This window comes from Burkholderia pseudomultivorans (assembly GCF_001718415.1).
Lineage (GTDB): Bacteria > Pseudomonadota > Gammaproteobacteria > Burkholderiales > Burkholderiaceae > Burkholderia > Burkholderia pseudomultivorans_A.
Genome location: NZ_CP013377.1, coordinates 236,786 through 256,439, shown reverse-complemented (window position 1 = coordinate 256,439; position 19,654 = coordinate 236,786). Strand labels below are relative to the sequence as shown.

Genomic DNA, 19,654 nt, shown 5'->3' with positions numbered 1-19,654 from the left:
GGCCCACGGCACGCGATGCGCCCGCCACGACGAAACGCGAACGCGCCGCACACCCGCGCTCACTCGCCCTGGCTTGCCGCCGCCCCGAGCAAGGTCTTCGGCTCCAGATAGGCGCTCATGCCCCACCGGCCCATTTCGCGGCCGAGCCCCGAATGCTTGAAGCCGCCGAACGGTGCGCGCGGCTCGTGGGCGAGCGTATTGACGAGCACGCGGCCCGCATCGATCTGCAGCGCCACGCGTTCGCACCGTTCGTGGTCCTGGCCCAGCACCACGGCGCTCAGGCCATAGCGCGTATCGTTGGCGATCGCAATCGCATCGGCATCGTCGTCGTACGGAATGATGGTCAGCACGGGGCCGAAGATCTCTTCCTGCGCGATGCGCATTCTGTTGTCGGCGCGCGAGAACAGCGTCGGCTTCACGAACCAGCCGGCCTGCACGCCTTTGGGCCGCCCTTCGCCGCCCGCGAGCAGCACCGCGCCTTCTTCCTGCCCGATGCGGATGTAGTTCTGCACCCGCTCCCATTGCCTTGCGCTGACCATCGGCCCGATATCGGTATCGGCGTGGCGCGGATCGCCGGAGACGATGCGCGACACCGCTTCCTTCGCGATGCCCTCGAACTCGTCGAGCCGACTGCGCGGAACCAGCACGCGCGTGCCCGCGATACATGCCTGGCCGCTGTTCGCGAATCCCGCCTGCAAAACGAGCGGCATGATGCGCGCGAAATCCGCATCGTCGAGCACCACCGTGGGCGACTTGCCGCCCAGCTCGAGCGTCACGCGTTTCATCGTCGCCGCGCCCGCGCGCACCAGATGCTCGCCCACCGCGGACGAGCCGGTAAACGAGAGCTTCGCGATGTCGGGGCTGCGCGACAGTGCCTCGCCGACCACGTCGCCGCGCCCGTTGACGATATTGAACACGCCCTCGGGCAAGCCGGCCGCGTGCAGCGCTTCGGCGACGATCTGCGTCTGCATCGCGCTCATCTCGCTGGGCTTGATGACGGCGGTGCAACCGGCGGCCAGCGCGGTCGCGAGCTTGTTGCAGATGAAGCCCGCGTTGCTGTTCCAGGGCGTGATCAGTGCGGCGACGCCGACCGGCGTCATGATCACGCGGGCCGTGCCGGCCTGCTCCTCGAACGCGAACGATTCGAGCGCGGCGATGGCCTGCAGGATCGCATCCGCCGGATAGGTCGCCATCCAGCGGCAGCGCACGGAAGGCGCGCCGTATTCGGTCACGATGGCCTGCATCAGGTCGTCTTCGCGCGCGACGACGGCCTCGTGCATGCGCGTGAGCGCCGCGATGCGTTCCTCCCGCGTGGTGCGCGACCAGCCGGGAAATGCGGCCTTGGCCGCGGCGATTGCGCGTTCGACATCCTGCTCGTCGCCGAGCCTGACCTGGCCGATCGCCTGCTCGGTGCTCGGGTTGTGCAGGTCGAACCACGCCCGGCCGTGCGGTGTCACGAATGCGCCGTCGATGTAGATGTGTTCGATGCGTTCCATGCTGCGGACTCCTTTGCGCGTATCCGAAAAACTGTCGTGGCATGCAGTCTAGGATTACGTTACCGTTCTGATAAGCCGCCTTATTGCTGATGAATCATCCTGAAAATCGGGACAATCAATGCATCGCACCGGTATGACCGAACTGGAAGTGGTCCTCGCCCTCGCGCGCCGCAGCAGCTTTCGCGGCGCGGCGCTGGAGCTGGGCATGTCCACCACGGCGGTAAGCAGCGCCGTAGCCGGACTGGAAGCGCGCCTGACGGTACGCCTGTTCAACCGCTCGACGCGCAGCGTGTCGCTGACCGACGCGGGCCGACGCTATGTGACGCGCATCGCGCCCGCGCTGGATGAAATCCGCAGCGCCGGCGAGGAAGCCGGCACCGGCTCGGACACGCCGAGCGGCACGCTGCGCGTGAACGCGCCGCAAGGCGCGGCGTTCCTGCTGATGGAGCCGCTGTTTTACCGATACGCGCAGCGCTACCCGGACGTGCGCATCGACATCGTCAGCGAGTCGCGGATGATCGACGTCGTCGCCGAAGGATTCGACGCCGGCATCCGGCTGGCCGAGTCGGTGCCGCAGGACATGATCGCCGTGCCGCTGTCGCGCGATATCCGCATGCTGGTGGTGGCGACGCCCGACTACCTGAAGGCCCACGGCACGCCGCGGCATCCGCGCGATCTGCTGGCGCACCGCAGCATCGGCATGCGCATGTCGCACGGCGGCATCTATCACTGGGAGCTCGAGCGCAAGGGCGAGAAGCTGCGCATGGATCTGCCGGTGCGGCTCGCGCTCAACGAAATGGCCGCGATCAAGCAGGCGGTGCTGCTCGGGCTCGGCATCGGCTTCATTTCGGAGTGGTTCATCGACGACGAGCTGAAGCGCGGCGCGCTGGTGCCCGTGCTGGCGCCGTGGTGCCCGTCGTTCGGCGGGCTGAGGCTCTATTACTCGGGGCACCGCTTCGTGCCGGCGCGCTTGCGCGCGCTCATCGACCTCGTCCACGAACTGCGCCTGAGCGAGGTATCGTGGCCCGGCAGCCGGGCCGGATGATGCGGGACCGGGCGTCGCGTTCCGGCGAGCGCATGGCCGCGATCGCCAAAGCGCCCGATCGGCGAAACGGATACCGCACAAAGAAAAAACCCGCCGGCATACACCGGCGGGCTTTCGAATCCAGCTGCGTGCGACGCGCTCAGCGTGCCGGATTCAGCGTCAGGTTCATGTGGCGGTTCACATCCTTGTACAGCAGGTAGCGGAAACGGCCGGGGCCGCCCGAGTAGCAGGCCTGCGGGCAGAACGCGCGCAGCCACATGAAGTCACCCGCCTCGACCTCGACCCAGTCCTGGTTCAGGCGATAGACGGCCTTGCCTTCGAGCACGTACAGGCCGTGCTCCATCACGTGCGTTTCGGCGAACGGAATCACGCCGCCCGGCTCGAACGTCACGATGTTCACGTGCATGTCGTGACGCATGTCGCTCATGTCGACGAAACGCGTCGTCACCCACGCGCCGTTGGTGCCCGGCATCGGAATCGGCTCGACGTCCTGTTCGTTCGTCACGAATGCTTCCGGCAGCGGAATGCCGTCGACGGCCTGGTAGTGCTTGCGGATCCAGTGGAAACGCACGGCGGCATCGCTGACGTTGTGCAGCGTCCAGTCCGCGCCCGGCGGAATGAACGCGTAGCCGCCCGGCTTCAGCACGTGCTTGCCGCCCTGCAGCGTCAGCTCGGCCTCGCCTTCGACGACGAACAGCACGGCTTCGGCGTTCTTGTCCTGCTCCGGCTTGTCGCTGCCGCCGCCCGGGTTCACTTCGACGATGTACTGCGAGAACGTCTCGGCGAAGCCCGACAGCGGACGCGCGATCACCCACAGGCGCGTGTTGGTCCAGAACGGCAGCCAGCTCGTGACGATGTCGCGCATCACCCCCTTCGGAATGACCGCGTACGCCTCGGTGAACATCGCGCGATCGGTCAGCAGATCGGTCTGCGGCGGGTGGCCGCCGTGCGGCGCGTAATACGTTGTCTTCGACATAATGCTTCCAGGCAATGGGTTGGTCCGGCCCGGCGGCAAACGGCATCGGGGCGGCACGCGCGCGGGGGGCGCACGCGGCGGCGGGATATCGTTGCCGGGGACGTTTGAAGGCGCTTGCGCCTTCGTTCGGTCGGCCAGGTTTCGCGACGGGCCCGTCCGCTTCGCCGGGCCGTGCGGCCCTTGCTTGACGGGCCGCACGCCGGGTCGCGACGCTCGGGGTCATGCGGCGAGGCGCGGGGACGGCACGGTTCGATTCCGTACGCGGGCAGCATCGACGATAGCGAAGTCGATCGCGATCGACCAATTAAATGTTGCGATGGATTGCATTCGATTTCCCACTACTTGCCGCCGACGATCGCATGGTCCGAAAGCGGGAACGGCATGCGTGCGAACCGGGCAGATCGCGCAGTCGATGCGGGGCGACGGCGACGTGCGCGACGCGCTGGCTCGCGGTCATGCCGAGGACGCGACGGCGCGCGCGATACATCTGGTTACGCAGGTTGCAGATGCGCGTGCGTGGACGGGAAGAGAGTCGTCATTCCCGCGCGCGGACAGCCGTCGGCTCGGGATCCTGCAACACGTCGCACGGAACGCCGAAGACGGTTCGCCAGCCATGCCGGATCATGCGTGGCAGCGCGTGTCGTTCGGAAAACGGGGGAATCGGTCGGGAGGGGAAGATGCCGGGCCGTCGATCAGGCATACGGCGAACACTGCTGAAACCGGAAGAGGCTGCCGGTCCTGTCGGACCGGCGATCGCGGCCCGGCTGATGGCGCCGGGCCGGGTCACGCGTCGGACGCGATCCGCTTGGGCGCGCCGGCGTGCCGGTCGCACGCCGCGCTGCACCCGCTGCGATCAGTCCCAGTCGCGGTGATGGCGATGCTTGCGATGGCGATAGCCGCGATCGCCGTCGCGCGATGCGCTGCGCGACATGTTGCCGCCGAGCGCCGCGCCTGCGCCGCCGCCCAGGGCCGCGCCGATCAGGCCGCCCGAGCGGCCGCCCATCGCGTTGCCGGCTGCGGTGCCCGCGCCGCCGCCCAGGGCGCCGCCGATGATCGCGCCGGTGCGCTCGCGACGGTTCGACGTCACGGCGCCGCCTGCGCCGCCGCCGATCGCGCCGCCGATCACCGAGCCGGTGCTGCCGCCGACCGCGCCGCCCACGGCTGCGCCGGCTACCCCGCCGAGCGCGCCGCCAAGCGCATTGTTCAAATCGCTAGCTGCTGCCGGCAGCGAAGTCGCGCCGACGAAAGCGGCGACGACGAGAGTGGGGGCGATCTTCTTCCACATGCCCGTATTCTTCCTGGTTGGTTATCGAAGGAGCGCTCGGTACGGTGATTTGAACCGATCGACGCCGATTCGGGCATTGTGCCGAACCCCGGACCAATTCATTTCAATGAGCTTGCGGCGAAGAATAGCACCGCTCCCGCGGTCTTGACCCCGGGATTCTGGTAACAAGTTGTTTACGGAAAAGGCGGGTATACACCGAGCCGGACATACCGGCTGAAACCCGCGTCGGCACGGGCTTCAATACGGGTTCCGTCCCTCCGAAGCGGGAAGCCGGCCTGGCACGGTGTCGCGCGGTCGCGACACCGGAGGCCGCGCATGCCGCACGCGACGACGCCGGCGCTCGTCCGTTGCCGGACGGCAGTGGAACGCTCAGTACAGGCCGGGAACCAGTCGCCAGGTCCGCGCGCAATAGGCCTCGTATTCGCCGCCGAAATGAGCGCGCAGCAGCGCCTCCTCGGCACGGATGCGCGCGACGAGCGGCACCAGCATCAGCGCGACCAGCAGCACGCCGACGCCCGAGCGGAACGCAAACGCCCAGCCGACCGAATTGACGAGCAGGCCGAGATAGCTCGGATTGCGGATGCGGCGGTAGATGCCGTCCGTCACCAGCGCATGGCCGGGCTGGATCGCGACGAGCCCGCTGAAGCGCTTGCCGAGCACGAACACCGGCCAGATGCGCAGCGCGCCGCCCGCGACATACAGCACCACGCCGATCCATCGCAGCGTATCGCCGTCGAACGTCCAGAAATCGAGCCGGTCGGTCAGCGCGGGCAGGTACGCGAGCAGCAATCCGAGCAGCGCGAATGCCGCGAGCACCCAGCGGTTGTCGCGGCTTTCGCGCTCGCCGGCGCTCAGGTTGCCTTCGGTGAACATCGCGACGACGGCCATCGCCAGCGTCGCGACGACGATGACGACCAGCGGCGGATGGGAGAAGAAGGCCGCGAACCCGCCGATGCCGAGCACGGCGAGCCCGAGGTAGACGAGCGTGGACACGCTCGACAGGATCGCCATCTTGGGCGTGAGGGTCATGGCTGCCTCGCCGGGATGCGTTTTCCTGTGAAGTATAGGAACCCGGCGGACGATGCGGAGGCGGCGCGTCGCGCGCCGGACGCTCAGCGAATCCGGAAGTTGCCGCCGATGCCGACGCTGATCGGCGGTGCGTAATAGGCCGGCGCATAGCCGTAGTAGGCCGGCGCGGGCGCATACCCGAAAGGCGGTGCGACATAGCAGCCGGACAGGCCGCCGATCAGGGCAAGCGTGAGGAGAAGTCTGGTCATGGCTCGGATCCCGGCGCTGAACACGAAAGACGAAGGGCATCTCGCGAAGGCCGCGCCGCCGCGGTGCGCGGCGGCCGGACGAAGCGGCGATCCGCCTTCCCGTCGCTCGATGAAGCAATGCGCCGAGTCTAGCGCGCGGCTTTCCGGGCCGCGTTTCGTGCGCGGTTACACGTATTACCTCGCATGACCGCTGAAACAGATGGCAGCGGCGTGGCAGCCGACCGGCGCGGCCCCGCCGCCGTGCAAGCCTTACACGAAATGCGCGCGGATACGCTGCGCGATCGATTCGAGCGTCGCCGCATCGGCCATGTCGCGCGCATGCATCCGCAGTTCGACGCCTTCCGAGCGCGGAATCACGTGGAAGTGCACGTGCGCGACCGTCTGGCCCGCCGCCGCGCCGTTGAACTGGCCGATGAACATGCCGTCCGGTTCGAGCGCCGCGCGCACCGCCGCCGCGACGCGCTGCGTCATGCGGATGCTCGCCGCGGCCGCATCGCCGGACAGGTCGAAGATCTGTGCCGCGGGCTCCTTCGGGATCACGAGCACGTGGCCGTCGGCCTGCGGCATCAGGTCCATGATCGCGACCGTCGCGTCGTCTTCGGCGACCTTCACGCATGGCAGTTCGCCGCGCAGGATTTTTGCGAACGGGTTGTTGTTGTCGTAGGACATGGCTTTTTTCCGGTATCGGTTTGGCTGGGAGATCGATGTCGGACGATTATCGGCCGATGCGCGGCCCGATTTCAACTCGCCGGCGCCGCGCGTCACACAGCCGCGATTGCCACCCGTCGCCCGAACCTGCGACACTGCCGGATCGTTGCCGGCCGGCACGCCATCGAGGACGCTCGCGCATGACGATCCCCGTCAAACCGTTGATTCGACGCGGCCTTGCGGTCGCGCTCGTCGCCGCGCTCGGCTATGCCGGCTACATGCTGTCGCGGCTCGCCCCGATCGCCACCGGCTATGCGGCCAAGGCGCTGTGTTCCGGCGTGTTCGTATCGGGCCGGCCGGCCGCCTCGGTGATCGACATCGACATCATGGCCGGCGTGCATCCGCTGCTGAAGCTGGTGCGGCCGTCGATCGATGCCGAACATCATCGCGCCCGCGCCACCTTCGCCGGCTTCGCCGAACGCGACGCCGAATTCCGCCCCGGCCTCGGCTGCACGCTCGTGCTCGGGCCGTCGCCCGGTGCGCTGCCGGCCGCGCTGCCGCCGCTCCCCGATCCGCCGCCCGACGATCCGCCGCCGGCCCGCTCCGGGCCGCCTGCCGCGCCGCCTGCCGGCGTCGACGCGCGCAAGCTGCGGACGGCGCTCGACCGCGCATTCGACGAGCCCGATCCGGCGCGACCGCGCCGCACGCGCGCGGTCGTCGTGATGTGGCGCGGCCAGGTGATCGCCGAGCGCTATGCGCCCGGCTTCACCGCCGACACGCCGCTGCCCGGCTGGTCGATGACGAAGAGCGTGACGGCCGCGCTGATCGGCACACTCGTCGCGCAGCACCGGCTGTCGCCGGACGCGTCGGCGCTGCTGCCCGAATGGCGCGGCCGCGGCGACCCGCGCGCGGCCATCACGCTCGACGAACTGCTGCGGATGACGAGCGGCCTGCACTTCAACGAGGACTACGACGACCCGCTGTCCGATGTCGCCGTGATGCTGTTCACGCAAGCCGATACCGCGCGCTTCGCGGCGGCCATGCCGCTCGTCGCGCCGCCCGGCACGCAGTGGTACTACTCGAGCGGCACGACCGAGATCGTCGCGCGCGTGATGCGCGACGCGCTGGGCGGCGGGGAAGACGCCCTATCGTTCCCGCGGCGCGCGCTGTTCGCGCCGCTCGGGATGCGCAGCGCCGTGTTCGAGCCCGATGCGGCCGGCACGCTGGCCGGCGCGTCGTTCATGTATGCGAGCGCGCGCGACTGGGCGCGCTTCGGGCAACTTCTGCTGCAGGACGGCGTATGGAACGGACAGCGGCGGCTGCCGGAGGGCTGGGTGCGCTACATGGCGAGCGCGACGCCGCTGTCGCCGCGGCAGGAATTCGGCGCGCATCTGTGGGTCAAGGTGCCGGAACCGTTCAACGATCGCGATCCGCATGCGCGCGCGATGCCGGCCGACGCGTTTCATGCGGTCGGTCACGAAGGACAGTTCGTCAGCGTGGTGCCGAGCCGGCAGCTGGTGGTCGTGCGGCTCGGGCTGTCGCGTCCCGAATCCGCGTGGAATCACGAGGCGTTTCTCGCGCGCGTGCTCGACGCACTGCCGCCGGCCGGCGGATAACGGGTATCGGGGTATCGCGCAGGCGCGCGGCGCGGGCGCGACCGGCCCAGGTATCGACTGCCTCCCGCCCCTGCGCCCGGCCGCCGATGCCGCGCGCGCCGTCAGGGGTTCGCGCTGCCGCCGTAAGTCTTGAATCCTTCGCGCGTCGCGAGCCGCTCGACATAGCGGGTCACGGCCGGGAAGTCCGGGTGCTCGAACGGCGTGCCGAACCAGCGGTTCACCGACAGGCCGATCGGAATATCGGCCAGCGTGAACCGATCGCCGGCCACGAACGCACCGGTCGCCTCGAGCTGCGCGTTCAGCACGCGCATGTGCTTCGTCCAGTTCGCGATCGACTGCGCGATCGCGGCCGGATCCTGATGCTCCGGCGCTTTGCGGACAAGGCCGAGAAACGCGGGCGGCCATGCGCGATTCAGGTCCGATCCCTGCCAGTCGATCCATTGATCGACCCGCGCGCGGGCCTGCGGCTCGACCGGATAAAGCGACGCGTCGCCATAGCGGTTCGCGAGATAGCGGAGGATCGTGTTCGATTCCCAGAGCACGAAATCGCCGTCCTTGATGACCGGCACGAGGCCGTTCGGATTCAGCGCGAGATAGGCCGGATCGTCGGTCGAGCGGAAGCCCGAGCCCCAGTCCTCGCGTTCGAACGGCAGGTTCAGCTCGGCGCACAGCCACAGCACCTTGCGTACGTTGATGGACGGGATCTTGCCGAGTATCTGCAGCATGCGGGCTCCTTGTGAGGTCGGGATGCGGAGCGTCCGCGACGCGCGAGCGCCGCGGACGCCTTACCGTCGGAGTTATACACGACCTCGTCGAAAACCACAGCCCCTCGACGGCCCGCGACCGCGCCCTACCGCCCGGTCAGGTCGCGCAGCGCGTGCTCGGCGGTCGGGAACCGGAACACGAAGCCGTACTGCTGCAGCCGCGCGGGCATCACGCGCTGCCCGTCGAGCAACAGTTCGGCCATTTCGCCCATCGCGCAGCGCAGCGGCGCGGCCGGCAGATGCAGCCATGCGGGGCGGCGCAGCACCTTCGCGACGAGCTGCACGAATTCGCGCTGGCTCAGCGCCGCCGGCGCAACCGCGTTGTAGACGCCCTGCATGTGCGGATCCGACATCGCGCGCGCGACGATCCGCAGCACGTCGTCGCGGTGAATCCAGCTCATCACCTGCGCACCGTCGCCGAGACGGCCGCCGACGCCGACATAGTGCGGCAGCAGCATCGCCCGCAACGCGCCGCCGGGGCCGAACACGATGCCGAGCCGCAGCACGACCGTGCGCACGCCGTGACGCGCCAGCGGCTGCGCGGCCGCCTCCCATTGCCGGCACAGCTCGGACATGAATCCGCTGCCGGCGCGGCCGTTTTCGTCGATCCGCTCATCGGGCGCGCGCACGCCGTAGTAGCCGATCGCGGACGCCTGTATCCACGTGCGCGGCTTGACTTCGGCGGTCTCGACCCATTGCATCAGCGCGCGCGTGACGCCGGCGCGGCTGGCGAGCAGCAGCGCCTGCCGGCGCTTGCTCCAGCGCGCGCCGAGCACCGGTGCGCCGGCCAGATTGACGACCGTATCGAACCGCTCGTGCGGATGCAGCTGCGCGGCCGACGTCACGCCGCGCACGCGCCCGTGGAACTGGTATGCCGCGCGCAGCGGATCGCGCGTCAGCAGCGTGATCGTGTGACCGGCGTCGAGCAGGCGGTTGACGAGCGCTTCGCCGATGAAACCCGTGCCGCCGGTAACCAGCACGTTGCCGGGCGACAGTCCGTCGAACGGATTGGCGACCGGCGCGCGCGGCGCGCTCCGGCAGGCGGCGATGCCGTCGCGGATGCCCGACGCGGTCACGCCGATCGCGAATACGGTCAGCAGCGCGCCGCGCCATCCGGCATCGACGACATGCAGCGCGGTCGGCGCCTGCGCCCAGTCGGCGAGCTGCATCGCATACAGGCCGATCAGCGCGCCGCCGTTGACGGCCAGCAGCGTATGCAGCACGCGCTCGGTCGCCGGCAGCTTGCGGCTGCGGTCCTCGACGACGAAATCCCACAGCGTCAGTAGCACTTCGACGCTCAGCACGGCCGCGATGGCCGCCACCCATGCGCCGTGAAACGCGAGCTGCGCGAACGCCGCGAACACGAGACCGTAGAGCACCGACCGCACCGCGTGGATCGCGAGTTCCAGCCGCGCATGCGGCCGGTGCGGCAGGTCCTGCGTGAGCTCGTGATGATAGAGCGTGTCGAACGCGCCCATCGCGCCCTGCACGATCAGCAGGTCGATGGCCCACTCGAAGGCAGGCAAGGTGTTCATGCGGCGTCCCTCCTCCACAGCCAGACGAGCGGCGGCACCAGCGCGGCCAGTGCCGCCACGTCCGCCGCGATATTGATCCCGATACCGGCGCGCCACGACATCAGCAGGTCCTGCGGCGCCCAGACCAGCAGGCCGGCGAGCAGCCATCCCCATACGGCCGGCCGGCGCAGCCGGTTGCCGAGATGCACGAGCGCCAGCATCCAGATCGACATGCATTGCAGCGTCGCGCCGAGCAGCGATATCCACCAGAGCTGCTGAAGGCGCGCCGGGATCGGCGCAGCGGTTGCCCAGAAGTGTCGTTCGATGCCGACGTGATAGCCGTCGAGCAGCGGCGAAGCGGCGATCCACGGCAGCGCCGCACCGACGAGCAGGTGCGCGATCGCCGCCCCGACCATCCAGGTCACCGCGACGCGGCGCGCGCGGTCGTGTTCGTGGATCCGGCGCTGCGTGTCCGAGGCGCCGAGACGCCGCATTCCCGCCACGCATAACGGGCACCGGCCGTCGAAATACAGCACCAGTTGATCAGCCTTCATGCTTTGCACTCCTTTTTTATTTCGGCAACCGCGATCCGATGCGTCGGCCACCCGTCACATCGGCTTGAGCACCATCAGGAAATAGACGCCCAGCATCGCGAAGAACGCCGGATAGCCGAGCCGCTCCCAGCGCTTCGCATAGCGCCAGTACCGCTCCGGCAGCGCGGCGTCGCCGTTCGCGTGCGCGAGCTTCGCCATCGCGGCCAGCTCGATCTGCAGCCACACGACCGGCAGCCAGCATGCGCCCGCGATCGTGTACAGCACGAGCGACGCGGCGAGCCACGGCGCATGCCAGGGCCAGCCGGCCGTATGCGCGAGCCACAGCCCGGACGCGGGCTGGAAGATCACGGCCGGGGTCGTAAACCACCAGTCGGCGCGCACCACGAGGCGCGACACGGCCGCGATCGCCGGCACCGAGCGCGTGCGGTTCGCGAAGAACAGGTAGAACGCGGTACCGAACCCGGTGCCGACCAGCAGCACCGACGAGAGAATGTGCAGCGTCTTGACGACGAGATAGGTATTCACGAGCGTTCCTCTTCGGCAAGCAGGATCAACAGGATGGCGAGAATCGGCACGTTCTTGAGCACCGGTCCGAACGGCTCGGCCAGCAGGCCGGGCATCGTGACCGCGATGACGGCCGAATACGCGACGATCAGCGCGCCCTGCGCGAGCCACAGGCGGCGCGACGGCGCGGCGACGGTCGCAACACCGAACGCGAAATCCAGCGCGCACGCCGCATAGAGCGCGACCTGCGCGGGCAGCCCGGTCAGGTGCGCGAGCGCGAGCCGCGCGAGGCTGTCGTTCAGCGGATGGACGAATGCGCTGACGATGGCCGTCCAGATCCATACGATCGCGAGCGCGCCCCGCAGCAGCGGCCTGCGCCACATCGCCAGCGCGTCGCGCCGCAGCGCGGCCGCGTCCGTGCCGGCGAAGGTGCGGATCCCGCGCGGCGGCCGCCCGAGCAGCGCGGCCGTGGCGGCCGGATCGCCGGTGTTGCCGGCCCGCAGCATCGTCCACGTGTCGCGCGTCAGCATCGCGCCCGGCATCAGCCCCGACAGCGCGGCTGCCGCACCGACCAGCGCGCCGGGCAGCGTCACGCGCAGCGCCGGCGGCAGCCCCATCGCGGCGCGATAGGCGCCCAGCATCTCGCGATACTCGACTTCGTCGCCGCCGACCACGTCGACGATCGCATGGCCGCGCGCCGGCGCATCGACGAGCCGCGCGACGCATTCGGCGAGATCGTCGAGATGCACGGGACGCAGCAACTGGCGGCCGCCGGCCGGCAGCCCGTGCACCGGCAGGCTCGCGAGCATCCGGAACCACCGCGCCGATGCGCCGTCCGTGCCGTACACGAGTGCGGGACGCACGATCCGCGTATCGAGCGGCAGCGTGCGCAGGAAGCGATCGGCCGCGAGCTTGCTCGCGAAATAGCGCGAGTCGCCGCGCTCGACGCCGAGCGCCGAGATCTGGATCACGCGCCGCACGCCTGCGCGAACGCAGGCCGCGAACAATGCACAGGGCGCCGCGCGATGCACGGTGTCGAGCGTCGCGCCGCGCCGGTCGCCGAGAATGCCGACCGCATTGACGACCACCTCGACGCCATGCCGCGCCAGCCGGTCGAGCCACGGCTCGACGTCGACGTCCTTCGCGAAATCGATCGCGATGTCGCGCGGGCCGGCCGCTTCGCGCACACCGCGCAGCACGCGATGACCACGCGCTTCGAGCTGCGCGCACAGCGCCCGCCCGATAAAGCCGTTCGCGCCGCAAACGAGCACGTTCATGGCGCACGCTCCGCTGCGGGGAACCGCGAGACCGGCGGGACGGACCTGTTCATTTTCATCCTCTATTTACAGTTATTTCTGTACGGACAGAAATATTCGCCGCAAAAAAAGCGGGCTGCCGCCCGCACGGGTTACTTCGACGGCTTGCGCCTGACCGTCTGGCTGATCTTCGCGCCGATGCCGAGCGCCTTCATCAGCGTATCGGGCTTGAGCCGCAGCATCTCGTCCGACCAGGTCGTCAGCGTCTCGACGAACTGGAGCGTGTCGCGAATCCGCTGCTCGGTCTCGCGGCTCTCGTCGGCAATCTCCGGGCTCGTCAGGCAATCGCGCAGCACCGTGAGCGTCGGCTCGATCTCGCGCTGGCGCCGCCCTTCGACGATCAGCTTGAACAGTTCCCAGATGTCGGTCGACGTCTCGAAATGATCGCGGCGGTCGCCCAGCACATGCACGACCTTCGCGAGCCGCCATGCCTGCAGCTCCTTCAGGCTCGTGCTGACGTTGGAGCGCGCGACGTTCAGCGTCTCGGCGATCTCGTCGGCCGCAACCGGCCGGCCGGCGAGATAGAGCAGCGCGTGAATCTGCGACACGGTGCGGTTCACGCCCCACCGCGAGCCCATCTCGCCCCAGTGAAGAATGAATCGTTCGGCAATCGGTGTGAGTTCCATGTCGCGAAATTTAGGCTTTTCAGTTATTTCTGTCAAGAGAGAAATAACCGGAGTTGCTGCCCGATGCGCGCCCGCACTGGTCCGACCCCGGCTGTCCCGACGCGCGGGCACGCGGCGCGCGCCGCCATGCCCGCCAGCGATCCGCCGCTTCCTTTACAATGCGCGGGAATTTTTCCGTTTTCAGGCCGTTGCCGCCTTTCAGACAAGAGGTTTCCATGATCATCAAACCGCGCGTGCGTGGCTTTATCTGCGTGACGACTCATCCCGTCGGCTGCGAAGCCAACGTCAAGGAACAGATCGACTACGTGACTTCGCACGGCCCGATCGCCAATGGTCCGAAGAAGGTGCTCGTGATCGGCGCGTCGACCGGCTACGGCCTCGCCGCCCGGATCTCGGCCGCATTCGGTGCGGGCGCGGACACGCTCGGCGTGTTCTTCGAGCGCGCCGGCAGCGACACCAAGCCCGGCACGGCCGGCTGGTACAACAGCGCCGCGTTCGAGAAGTTCGCGGCGGAAAAGGGCCTCTACGCGCGCAGCATCAACGGCGACGCGTTCTCCGACAAGGTCAAGCAGGTCACGATCGACACCATCAAGCAGGATCTCGGCAAGGTCGACCTCGTCGTCTACAGCCTCGCCGCGCCGCGCCGCACGCATCCGAAGACCGGCGAAACCATCAGCTCGACGCTGAAGCCGATCGGCAAGTCGGTCAGCTTCCGCGGCATCGACACCGACAAGGAAGTGATCCGCGAAACCGTGCTCGAGGCCGCGACGCAGGAAGAGATCGACGGCACCGTCGCGGTGATGGGCGGCGAGGACTGGCAGATGTGGATCGACGCGCTCGACGCGGCCGGCGTGCTGGCCGACGGCGCGAAGACGACCGCGTTCACGTATCTCGGCGAGCAGATCACGCACGACATCTACTGGAACGGCTCGATCGGCGAAGCGAAGAAGGATCTCGACCGGAAGGTGCTGTCGATCCGCGACAAGCTGGCCGCGCACGGCGGCGACGCACGCGTGTCGGTGCTGAAGGCCGTCGTCACGCAGGCGAGCTCGGCGATCCCGATGATGCCGCTCTACCTGTCGCTGCTGTTCAAGGTGATGAAGGAAGCGGGCACGCACGAAGGCTGCATCGAGCAGGTGTACGGGCTGCTGAAGGACAGCCTGTACGGCGCGACGCCGCACGTCGACGCCGAAGGCCGCCTGCGCGCGGACTACAAGGAACTCGATCCGCAGGTGCAGGCGAAGGTCGTCGCGCTGTGGGACCAGGTCACAAACGACAACCTGTACGAGCTGACCGATTTCGCCGGCTACAAGACCGACTTCCTGCGCCTGTTCGGCTTCGAGATCGCCGGCGTCGACTACGACGCGGACGTGAACCCGGACGTGAAGATCCCGGGCCTCATCGACGTCACGGCCTGACGGCACGCCTGCCTGCCGCCCGCGCACTCGCGCGCGGCAGGCGAGCGGCGAGCGCCGGCGGGCCATCCGCCCCGCTCGCCGGTCGCGCCGTCAAAGCGGCGCGCCTTCCTGCAGATAGATCCCCGCCGACAATCCGGCCTTCACCTGCCGCGTGAACTCGTCGGTGGACACTTCCTCCGCGCCTGCCTCGATCGCGTCGTACGCCTGGCGCACGACGTCGGCCGGCGTCGCCTTCGGCACGTCCAGCCCGCGCGTCAGGTCGGTATCGATGAAACCGGCATGCAGCCCGACGACCTGCGTGTGCTGCTCGCGCAGCGAATGACGCAGGCCGTTGGTCAGCGCCCACGCCGCCGACTTCGACACGCCGTAGCCCGACAGGATCGGCCGGTTCACCCAGCTCGCGACCGACAGCACGTTCAGGATCGCGCCGCCGCCGTGGCCGGCCAGCGTGCCCGCGAACGCGCGCACCATCGCGAGCATCCCGAACACGTTGGTTTCGAAGTGATCGCGCAGCGCGACCACCGCGCCGTCGTCCGTCAGGCTGCCGAGCCGCGCGATGCCCGCGTTGTTGATCAGCAGCGTGACGTCGCGCGCCGCCTCGGCGGCCTCGGCCACCGACGCCGGATCGGTCACGTCGAGCTTCACCGGCACGACGCCCGGCAGCGTCACGCTGGCCGGATCGCGCGCGCCCGCATACACCTTGCGCGCCCCTCTTTCGAGTGCCTGCCTCGCAAATTCGCGGCCGAGCCCGCGGTTTGCGCCCGTGACGAAAACGACTGCCCCTTCGATCTTCATGGTCCTTCCTTTCGCGTGATGGATCGCCTGCGCGCCGGCTCGCCGCGCGCGTGAAATCCGGTGGAAACGAACTTGCCGATGCGTACCCGAACCGTTGCGTCGACGACGGGCCGGCGCTCGCACCGATCTGCCGCCCTGCCGACGCCCAAGACCGCGGCGATCGCCCTGCTGCCGCGCAGCCCGCTTCGCGTCGGTCGCGAAGTCGGCTACACTCGATGTCAATGTCGATCGCCATTGTCTTTGCGAGGCATTGTGCCGGCGCGACTCGGGCACGTCAATGGTGATCACCATTGTGTTTTTCAATCGACGCGATCGGCGAAATCAGGGAGGGATCGATGGGCGTTTCGAGACAGCAGGCCGCCGAAAACCGCAGCGCGATCGTCGCGGCCGCCGAGCGGCTGTTCCGCGCACGCGGCGTCGAGGCGGTGGGGCTGACGGAGTTGATGAAGGAAGCCGGCTTCACGCAGGGCGGCTTCTACAACCATTTCAAGTCGAAGGACGCGCTGGTCGCGGCGGTGCTGGAAAAGGCGATGGCGGACCGCGCGGATTCGCCGGGTGCCGGCAGCGTCGCGCAGCAGGTCGCGTCGTACCTGTCGGCCGCGCATCGCGACAACGTCGAAGCCGGCTGCCCGTTGTCCGGCTTCGCGGGCGACGCGCCGCGCCTGACCGACGCGGCGCGCGCCTGCTATGCGCAGGGCCTGGCCGCGTATCTCGACCGGCTCGCCGGAAAGGTCGCCACGGACGGCGCGACGGCGCAGCAAAGCCGCCGCGACGCGATCGCGATGTTCAGCCAGATGGTCGGCACGCTCGTGCTGTCGCGCGCGGTCGCCGGCGTCGATCCGGGATTCGCCGACGAAATCCTCGACGCGGGACGCCAGGCGCTCGTCGATTCGCCCGACGCGCCGTCCGCGCCGGCGTGATGCGCGGTGCCCGCGCACCCGGCGGCCCCTTATTCGACCGCGCGCGCGGCGTCCCACAGCGGCTGCGCGCCGAGCGTCGCATGCCACGCGTCGAAGCGTGCGCGCCACGCCTCGAACGGTTCCTTCAGCGGATGGCGCGGATCGCCGCTGAGCGAATAGGCCATCCCCTCGATCAGCCAGCGCGGCTTGGTCGCGACGGCCACGTTGCCGAGCACTTCGGCCTGGCGGTGGTGAATCAGTTCGTGCGCGACGAAGAAGGTCTGCCAGCCGCGCGGCGCGACGACCACGCCGAAATCGCCGAGCGTCAGCGCCGCCCGTTCGCCGAGGCCGAACTGATCGGCGCATGCGCGGGTCGAGCAGAACACCACGCGCGGCGCCTGCCGGAACGCGCCGACCGCCGCCGCCGCGCGCGCGGCGCCGTCGTCGTACAGGCGCTGCGCGGCGCCGAGCTTCGCAGGATCGTCGATGCAGATGTCCGCACGCGGGCAGGACACGCCGGGCAGCAGCGCGGGCGCGACGACGCGCAACGGCTTGACGAACGCATAGGCGGCGATCGGCAGCGCGACGAGCAGGCCGGCGATAGCCAGCGCGACATGGGTACGTTTCATCGGATGGTTCGGGATTCGATCGGCCAGGTGACGGTTGGCGTGCGGCGGGACCACGCACGCCGCCGCTACGCGAGTTGCTTGTGGAAGAACGTCGTCGCGCACGGCACGCCATCAGGCATCAGCGCATAGTTCGGCACGACGCCGACGCGCTGCCAGCCGGCCCGCTCGTAGAGCCGCTCGGCGTCGCTGCCGGTCACGGTATCGAGCACCAGCACGGTCTTGCCGGCCTCGCGCGCGGCCGCGTCGGCCGCGGCCATCAGCCGCGCGGCGACACCCTGGCGGCGCGCGTGCCGCGCGACCAGCATCTTCGCGATATCCGCGCGGTGCGGCTGGTTCTCCGGCTGCGCGGTCACGACCTGCACGGTGCCGACGATCCGGCCCGCCGCGTCTTCCGCGATCAGCAGGATGCGTTCGCCGTTCGCGACGCCTTCGGCCACGCGCGTCCAGAACGCGACGGCGGTCGGCCGCGCGATCGGCAGCATGAAGCTGACGGATGCGCCGCCTTCGACGCAATCGATCAGCACGTCGGCCAGCGCATCGACGCAGGCCATCGCATCGCGCGCCTCGACGCGACGCACGGTAACAGGTTCGGTCATTCGCACTCCGGTAGTCGGCAGGCGCATGCGCTCGGGAATCGGCACGGCCCGGTTCGGCAAGCAAACAGCCCGCCGGCGACGCGCGCGACACGCGCAACGGCAGCGGGCCTGCGGCAACGCACCGCTCGATCCGCGCGCGTTGCCGCCCCATCATGCTACGCGATGAAAATTCCCGCTGCACCGCGCCGTCGCACCGCCTATACTTAGCCTCATGGCTAACTTTCAACCCGGCATCAGCGACGTATTCCACGCACTCGCCGATCCGACGCGCTGCGCGATCGTCGGCGCGCTCGGTCGCGGCGAGCAGACCGTCTCCGCGCTGGCGGCGCCGTTCGACATGGCGCTGCCGTCGTTCATGAAGCATGTCGCCGTGCTCGAGCGAAGCGGCCTGGTCCGGACCCGCAAGACCGGCCGTTCGCGCACCTGCGAACTGGTCGGCAGCCGGCTGACCGAGGCCGAGCAGTGGCTCGCCGCGCAGCGCGCGCTGTGGGAAGCGCGCTCGGACCGTCTCGTCGAATTCGTCGAACGCCGTCACCAGGAGGAGCAAGCGCATGTCAGCAAGCCACGTCGAACCCGATGAAAGCCGCGACCTCGTGATCACGCGCACGCTGCGTGCGCCGCGCAGCGCGCTGTGGCGCGCATGGACCGATCCCGCACTGCTGAAGGAATGGTGGTGCCCGAAACCCTGGACGACCGAAGTTCGCGCGTTCGAGCTGCGGCCGGGCGGCGCCTTTTACACCTTCATGCGCGGCCCCGACGGCGGTACGAGCGACAACCCGGGCTGCTTTCTCGAGATCGTGCCCGAATCGCGCATCGCATTCACGTCGATGCTGACCGGCGGCTGGCGGCCGCAGGTGCCGTGGCTCGGCTTCACCGCGATCGTCACGATGGCCGACGACGACGCGGGCTGCCGCTACGAGGCGCGCGTGATGCATCCCGACGCGGCGACGCGCGATCGCCACGAAGCGCTCGGCTTTTTCGAGGGCTGGAACATCTGCATCACGCAACTGGACGACTTCGCCGCCACGCTGCGCTGAACGGCGGCGGGCGCACTGCGCCGCCATTGCATGGCGCCGCGCGCGCGCCTACGATTCGACACAGGACCGCCGCGGACGCGGGCATGCAGCCCGCGCCGCCGCGCGCTCCGGAGGAGGCGGCCATGTTGCATGCGCACTCGACCCGAATCAGCCGGCACGTCAATGCACCGCGCGAGCGCGTCTACCGCGCGCTGCTCGATCCGCACGCGGTCGAGCAATGGAAGGTGCCCGACGGCATGACGTGCCGCGTGCATGCGTACGACGCGCGCGAAGGCGGCGCGCTGCGCGTCTCGCTGACTTATGAAGCGCCTGCGGCAGGCGATCCTGCGGCGGGCGACTCTGCAGCAGGCGTCGGCAAGACCGCCTCGCACACCGACACCTATCACGGCCGCTTCGTGACGCTCGTGCCGGACGAGCGGATCGTCGAAATCGATGTATTCGAAACCGACGACCCGATGCTGCGCGGCGCAATGACGATCACGATCACGCTGTCGGACGAGGACGGCGGCACGCGCGTCGACGCCACGCATGACGGCGTGCCGCCCGGCGTACCGGCCGCCGACAACGAGACGGGCTGGCGCATGGCGCTCGCAAGGTTGGCGGCGCTGGTGGAGCGTGGCGAGGGCCGGCCGCGGTCGTAGCCCGGCCCGGAGGCCGTG

23 protein-coding genes are annotated in these 19,654 nt (G+C 69.2%); 7 read left to right on the top strand and 16 right to left on the bottom strand.

All coding sequences use genetic code 11. From position 1 onward, the window contains the following. Positions 1 to 59: 59 nt before the first annotated feature. Positions 60 to 1,496 carry an aldehyde dehydrogenase family protein gene (locus WS57_RS01120; RefSeq protein ID WP_069243632.1) on the bottom strand — a complete coding sequence of 479 codons (1,437 nt, stop codon included), beginning with the start codon at positions 1,494 to 1,496 and terminating at the stop codon, positions 60 to 62. Positions 1,497 to 1,614: 118 nt separating this feature from the next. On the opposite strand from WS57_RS01120, the gene WS57_RS01115 reads away from it, so the two are divergent. Next, a complete protein-coding gene (locus tag WS57_RS01115; RefSeq protein ID WP_059519206.1) occupies positions 1,615 to 2,541 on the top strand; it encodes a LysR family transcriptional regulator in 927 nt (308 codons plus the stop codon). Positions 2,542 to 2,680: 139 nt separating this feature from the next. Here the strand turns inward: WS57_RS01115 and WS57_RS01110 are convergent, their stop codons facing one another. The 5 genes from WS57_RS01110 to WS57_RS01095 all read right to left on the bottom strand — a co-directional run bounded on the left by WS57_RS01110 (position 2,681) and on the right by WS57_RS01095 (position 6,748). Then, complete coding sequence (locus WS57_RS01110; RefSeq protein ID WP_009693238.1) at positions 2,681 to 3,517, bottom strand: bifunctional allantoicase/(S)-ureidoglycine aminohydrolase; 837 nt, start codon at positions 3,515 to 3,517, stop codon at positions 2,681 to 2,683. A gap of 853 nt (positions 3,518 to 4,370) precedes the next feature. Then, positions 4,371 to 4,802, bottom strand: a complete 432-nt coding sequence (locus WS57_RS01105; protein WP_040130890.1) for a hypothetical protein — start codon at positions 4,800 to 4,802, stop codon at positions 4,371 to 4,373. 369 nt (positions 4,803 to 5,171) lie between these two features. Then, complete coding sequence (locus WS57_RS01100; RefSeq protein WP_069243631.1) at positions 5,172 to 5,831, bottom strand: methyltransferase family protein; 660 nt, start codon at positions 5,829 to 5,831, stop codon at positions 5,172 to 5,174. 83 nt (positions 5,832 to 5,914) lie between these two features. Further along, complete coding sequence (locus tag WS57_RS37515) at positions 5,915 to 6,079, bottom strand: hypothetical protein (protein ID WP_167361712.1); 165 nt, start codon at positions 6,077 to 6,079, stop codon at positions 5,915 to 5,917. A gap of 249 nt (positions 6,080 to 6,328) precedes the next feature. Next, complete coding sequence (locus tag WS57_RS01095; RefSeq protein WP_059604975.1) at positions 6,329 to 6,748, bottom strand: HIT family protein; 420 nt, start codon at positions 6,746 to 6,748, stop codon at positions 6,329 to 6,331. A 179-nt stretch (positions 6,749 to 6,927) separates the two neighbouring features. Between WS57_RS01095 and WS57_RS01090 the strand changes: the two genes are divergently transcribed. Continuing rightward, positions 6,928 to 8,343 (top strand): serine hydrolase domain-containing protein, encoded by a 1,416-nt coding sequence (locus WS57_RS01090; RefSeq protein ID WP_069243630.1) that lies wholly within the window; start codon positions 6,928 to 6,930, stop codon positions 8,341 to 8,343. A 101-nt stretch (positions 8,344 to 8,444) separates the two neighbouring features. On the opposite strand, the gene WS57_RS01085 is transcribed toward WS57_RS01090, so the two are convergent. The 7 genes from WS57_RS01085 to WS57_RS36730 form a co-directional block, all read right to left on the bottom strand. After that, complete coding sequence (locus WS57_RS01085) at positions 8,445 to 9,068, bottom strand: glutathione S-transferase family protein (protein WP_009687284.1); 624 nt, start codon at positions 9,066 to 9,068, stop codon at positions 8,445 to 8,447. Between the two features lie 125 nt (positions 9,069 to 9,193). Then, a complete protein-coding gene (locus tag WS57_RS01080; protein WP_009687285.1) occupies positions 9,194 to 10,642 on the bottom strand; it encodes a TIGR01777 family oxidoreductase in 1,449 nt (482 codons plus the stop codon). After that, on the bottom strand, positions 10,639 to 11,175 hold the full coding sequence (locus WS57_RS01075) for a hypothetical protein (RefSeq protein ID WP_081337570.1): 537 nt from the start codon (positions 11,173 to 11,175) through the stop codon (positions 10,639 to 10,641). Before WS57_RS01075 ends, WS57_RS01080 begins: the two co-directional genes overlap by 4 nt. Before the next feature lie 54 nt (positions 11,176 to 11,229). Next, positions 11,230 to 11,700, bottom strand: coding sequence for a DUF2269 family protein (locus WS57_RS01070; protein WP_009687287.1), 471 nt, complete (start codon positions 11,698 to 11,700; stop codon positions 11,230 to 11,232). Next, the gene (locus tag WS57_RS01065) at positions 11,697 to 12,956 is read right to left on the bottom strand and encodes an SDR family oxidoreductase (RefSeq protein WP_059604966.1); all 1,260 of its coding nucleotides are present in this window, start codon (positions 12,954 to 12,956) and stop codon (positions 11,697 to 11,699) included. Before WS57_RS01065 ends, WS57_RS01070 begins: the two co-directional genes overlap by 4 nt. Positions 12,957 to 13,087: 131 nt before the next feature. After that, positions 13,088 to 13,621: a GbsR/MarR family transcriptional regulator gene (locus WS57_RS01060; protein ID WP_009694556.1), complete on the bottom strand. Its 534-nt coding sequence runs from the start codon at positions 13,619 to 13,621 to the stop codon at positions 13,088 to 13,090. A gap of 19 nt (positions 13,622 to 13,640) precedes the next feature. After that, positions 13,641 to 13,844 (bottom strand): hypothetical protein, encoded by a 204-nt coding sequence (locus WS57_RS36730; protein ID WP_155774247.1) that lies wholly within the window; start codon positions 13,842 to 13,844, stop codon positions 13,641 to 13,643. On the opposite strand from WS57_RS36730, the gene fabV reads away from it, so the two are divergent. Continuing rightward, a complete protein-coding gene (fabV, locus tag WS57_RS01055) occupies positions 13,837 to 15,039 on the top strand; it encodes an enoyl-ACP reductase FabV (protein ID WP_059482117.1) in 1,203 nt (400 codons plus the stop codon). The genes WS57_RS36730 and fabV overlap by 8 nt on opposite strands. A 90-nt stretch (positions 15,040 to 15,129) precedes the next feature. Here the strand turns inward: fabV and WS57_RS01050 are convergent, their stop codons facing one another. Beyond that, entirely contained in the window at positions 15,130 to 15,834 is a 705-nt protein-coding gene (locus WS57_RS01050) for an SDR family oxidoreductase (RefSeq protein WP_069243628.1), read from the bottom strand. A 335-nt stretch (positions 15,835 to 16,169) separates the two neighbouring features. On the opposite strand from WS57_RS01050, the gene WS57_RS01045 reads away from it, so the two are divergent. After that, on the top strand, positions 16,170 to 16,754 hold the full coding sequence (locus tag WS57_RS01045; protein WP_059604961.1) for a TetR/AcrR family transcriptional regulator: 585 nt from the start codon (positions 16,170 to 16,172) through the stop codon (positions 16,752 to 16,754). A gap of 29 nt (positions 16,755 to 16,783) precedes the next feature. On the opposite strand, the gene WS57_RS01040 is transcribed toward WS57_RS01045, so the two are convergent. After that, entirely contained in the window at positions 16,784 to 17,362 is a 579-nt protein-coding gene (locus WS57_RS01040) for a hypothetical protein (protein ID WP_059604958.1), read from the bottom strand. Positions 17,363 to 17,427: 65 nt separating this feature from the next. Further along, positions 17,428 to 17,958 (bottom strand): GNAT family N-acetyltransferase, encoded by a 531-nt coding sequence (locus WS57_RS01035; RefSeq protein WP_059519188.1) that lies wholly within the window; start codon positions 17,956 to 17,958, stop codon positions 17,428 to 17,430. Between the two features lie 211 nt (positions 17,959 to 18,169). Between WS57_RS01035 and WS57_RS01030 the strand changes: the two genes are divergently transcribed. The 3 genes from WS57_RS01030 (at position 18,170) to WS57_RS01020 (ending at position 19,636) form a co-directional block, all read left to right on the top strand. Then, positions 18,170 to 18,538, top strand: a complete 369-nt coding sequence (locus WS57_RS01030; protein WP_009694957.1) for an ArsR/SmtB family transcription factor — start codon at positions 18,170 to 18,172, stop codon at positions 18,536 to 18,538. Then, complete coding sequence (locus WS57_RS01025) at positions 18,510 to 18,995, top strand: SRPBCC family protein (protein WP_009694958.1); 486 nt, start codon at positions 18,510 to 18,512, stop codon at positions 18,993 to 18,995. The genes WS57_RS01030 and WS57_RS01025 overlap by 29 nt, the downstream gene beginning before the upstream one ends. A 122-nt stretch (positions 18,996 to 19,117) precedes the next feature. After that, positions 19,118 to 19,636, top strand: coding sequence for an SRPBCC family protein (locus WS57_RS01020; protein ID WP_069244321.1), 519 nt, complete (start codon positions 19,118 to 19,120; stop codon positions 19,634 to 19,636). Positions 19,637 to 19,654: the final 18 nt, after the last annotated feature.

What these genes read in the sequence shown, in the direction of transcription:
- WS57_RS01120 (WP_069243632.1), bottom strand. Translation starts at nt 1,496, where the DNA reads ATGGAACGCATCGAACACATCTACATCGACGGCGCATTCGTGACACCG.
- WS57_RS01115 (WP_059519206.1), top strand. Translation starts at nt 1,615, where the DNA reads ATGCATCGCACCGGTATGACCGAACTGGAAGTGGTCCTCGCCCTCGCG.
- WS57_RS01110 (WP_009693238.1), bottom strand. Translation starts at nt 3,517, where the DNA reads ATGTCGAAGACAACGTATTACGCGCCGCACGGCGGCCACCCGCCGCAG.
- WS57_RS01105 (WP_040130890.1), bottom strand. Translation starts at nt 4,802, where the DNA reads ATGTGGAAGAAGATCGCCCCCACTCTCGTCGTCGCCGCTTTCGTCGGC.
- WS57_RS01100 (WP_069243631.1), bottom strand. Translation starts at nt 5,831, where the DNA reads ATGACCCTCACGCCCAAGATGGCGATCCTGTCGAGCGTGTCCACGCTC.
- WS57_RS37515 (WP_167361712.1), bottom strand. Translation starts at nt 6,079, where the DNA reads ATGACCAGACTTCTCCTCACGCTTGCCCTGATCGGCGGCCTGTCCGGC.
- WS57_RS01095 (WP_059604975.1), bottom strand. Translation starts at nt 6,748, where the DNA reads ATGTCCTACGACAACAACAACCCGTTCGCAAAAATCCTGCGCGGCGAA.
- WS57_RS01090 (WP_069243630.1), top strand. Translation starts at nt 6,928, where the DNA reads ATGACGATCCCCGTCAAACCGTTGATTCGACGCGGCCTTGCGGTCGCG.
- WS57_RS01085 (WP_009687284.1), bottom strand. Translation starts at nt 9,068, where the DNA reads ATGCTGCAGATACTCGGCAAGATCCCGTCCATCAACGTACGCAAGGTG.
- WS57_RS01080 (WP_009687285.1), bottom strand. Translation starts at nt 10,642, where the DNA reads ATGAACACCTTGCCTGCCTTCGAGTGGGCCATCGACCTGCTGATCGTG.
- WS57_RS01075 (WP_081337570.1), bottom strand. Translation starts at nt 11,175, where the DNA reads ATGAAGGCTGATCAACTGGTGCTGTATTTCGACGGCCGGTGCCCGTTA.
- WS57_RS01065 (WP_059604966.1), bottom strand. Translation starts at nt 12,956, where the DNA reads ATGAACGTGCTCGTTTGCGGCGCGAACGGCTTTATCGGGCGGGCGCTG.
- WS57_RS01060 (WP_009694556.1), bottom strand. Translation starts at nt 13,621, where the DNA reads ATGGAACTCACACCGATTGCCGAACGATTCATTCTTCACTGGGGCGAG.
- fabV (WP_059482117.1), top strand. Translation starts at nt 13,837, where the DNA reads ATGATCATCAAACCGCGCGTGCGTGGCTTTATCTGCGTGACGACTCAT.
- WS57_RS36730 (WP_155774247.1), bottom strand. Translation starts at nt 13,844, where the DNA reads ATGATCATGGAAACCTCTTGTCTGAAAGGCGGCAACGGCCTGAAAACG.
- WS57_RS01050 (WP_069243628.1), bottom strand. Translation starts at nt 15,834, where the DNA reads ATGAAGATCGAAGGGGCAGTCGTTTTCGTCACGGGCGCAAACCGCGGG.
- WS57_RS01045 (WP_059604961.1), top strand. Translation starts at nt 16,170, where the DNA reads ATGGGCGTTTCGAGACAGCAGGCCGCCGAAAACCGCAGCGCGATCGTC.
- WS57_RS01040 (WP_059604958.1), bottom strand. Translation starts at nt 17,362, where the DNA reads ATGAAACGTACCCATGTCGCGCTGGCTATCGCCGGCCTGCTCGTCGCG.
- WS57_RS01035 (WP_059519188.1), bottom strand. Translation starts at nt 17,958, where the DNA reads ATGACCGAACCTGTTACCGTGCGTCGCGTCGAGGCGCGCGATGCGATG.
- WS57_RS01030 (WP_009694957.1), top strand. Translation starts at nt 18,170, where the DNA reads ATGGCTAACTTTCAACCCGGCATCAGCGACGTATTCCACGCACTCGCC.
- WS57_RS01025 (WP_009694958.1), top strand. Translation starts at nt 18,510, where the DNA reads ATGTCAGCAAGCCACGTCGAACCCGATGAAAGCCGCGACCTCGTGATC.
- WS57_RS01020 (WP_069244321.1), top strand. Translation starts at nt 19,118, where the DNA reads ATGTTGCATGCGCACTCGACCCGAATCAGCCGGCACGTCAATGCACCG.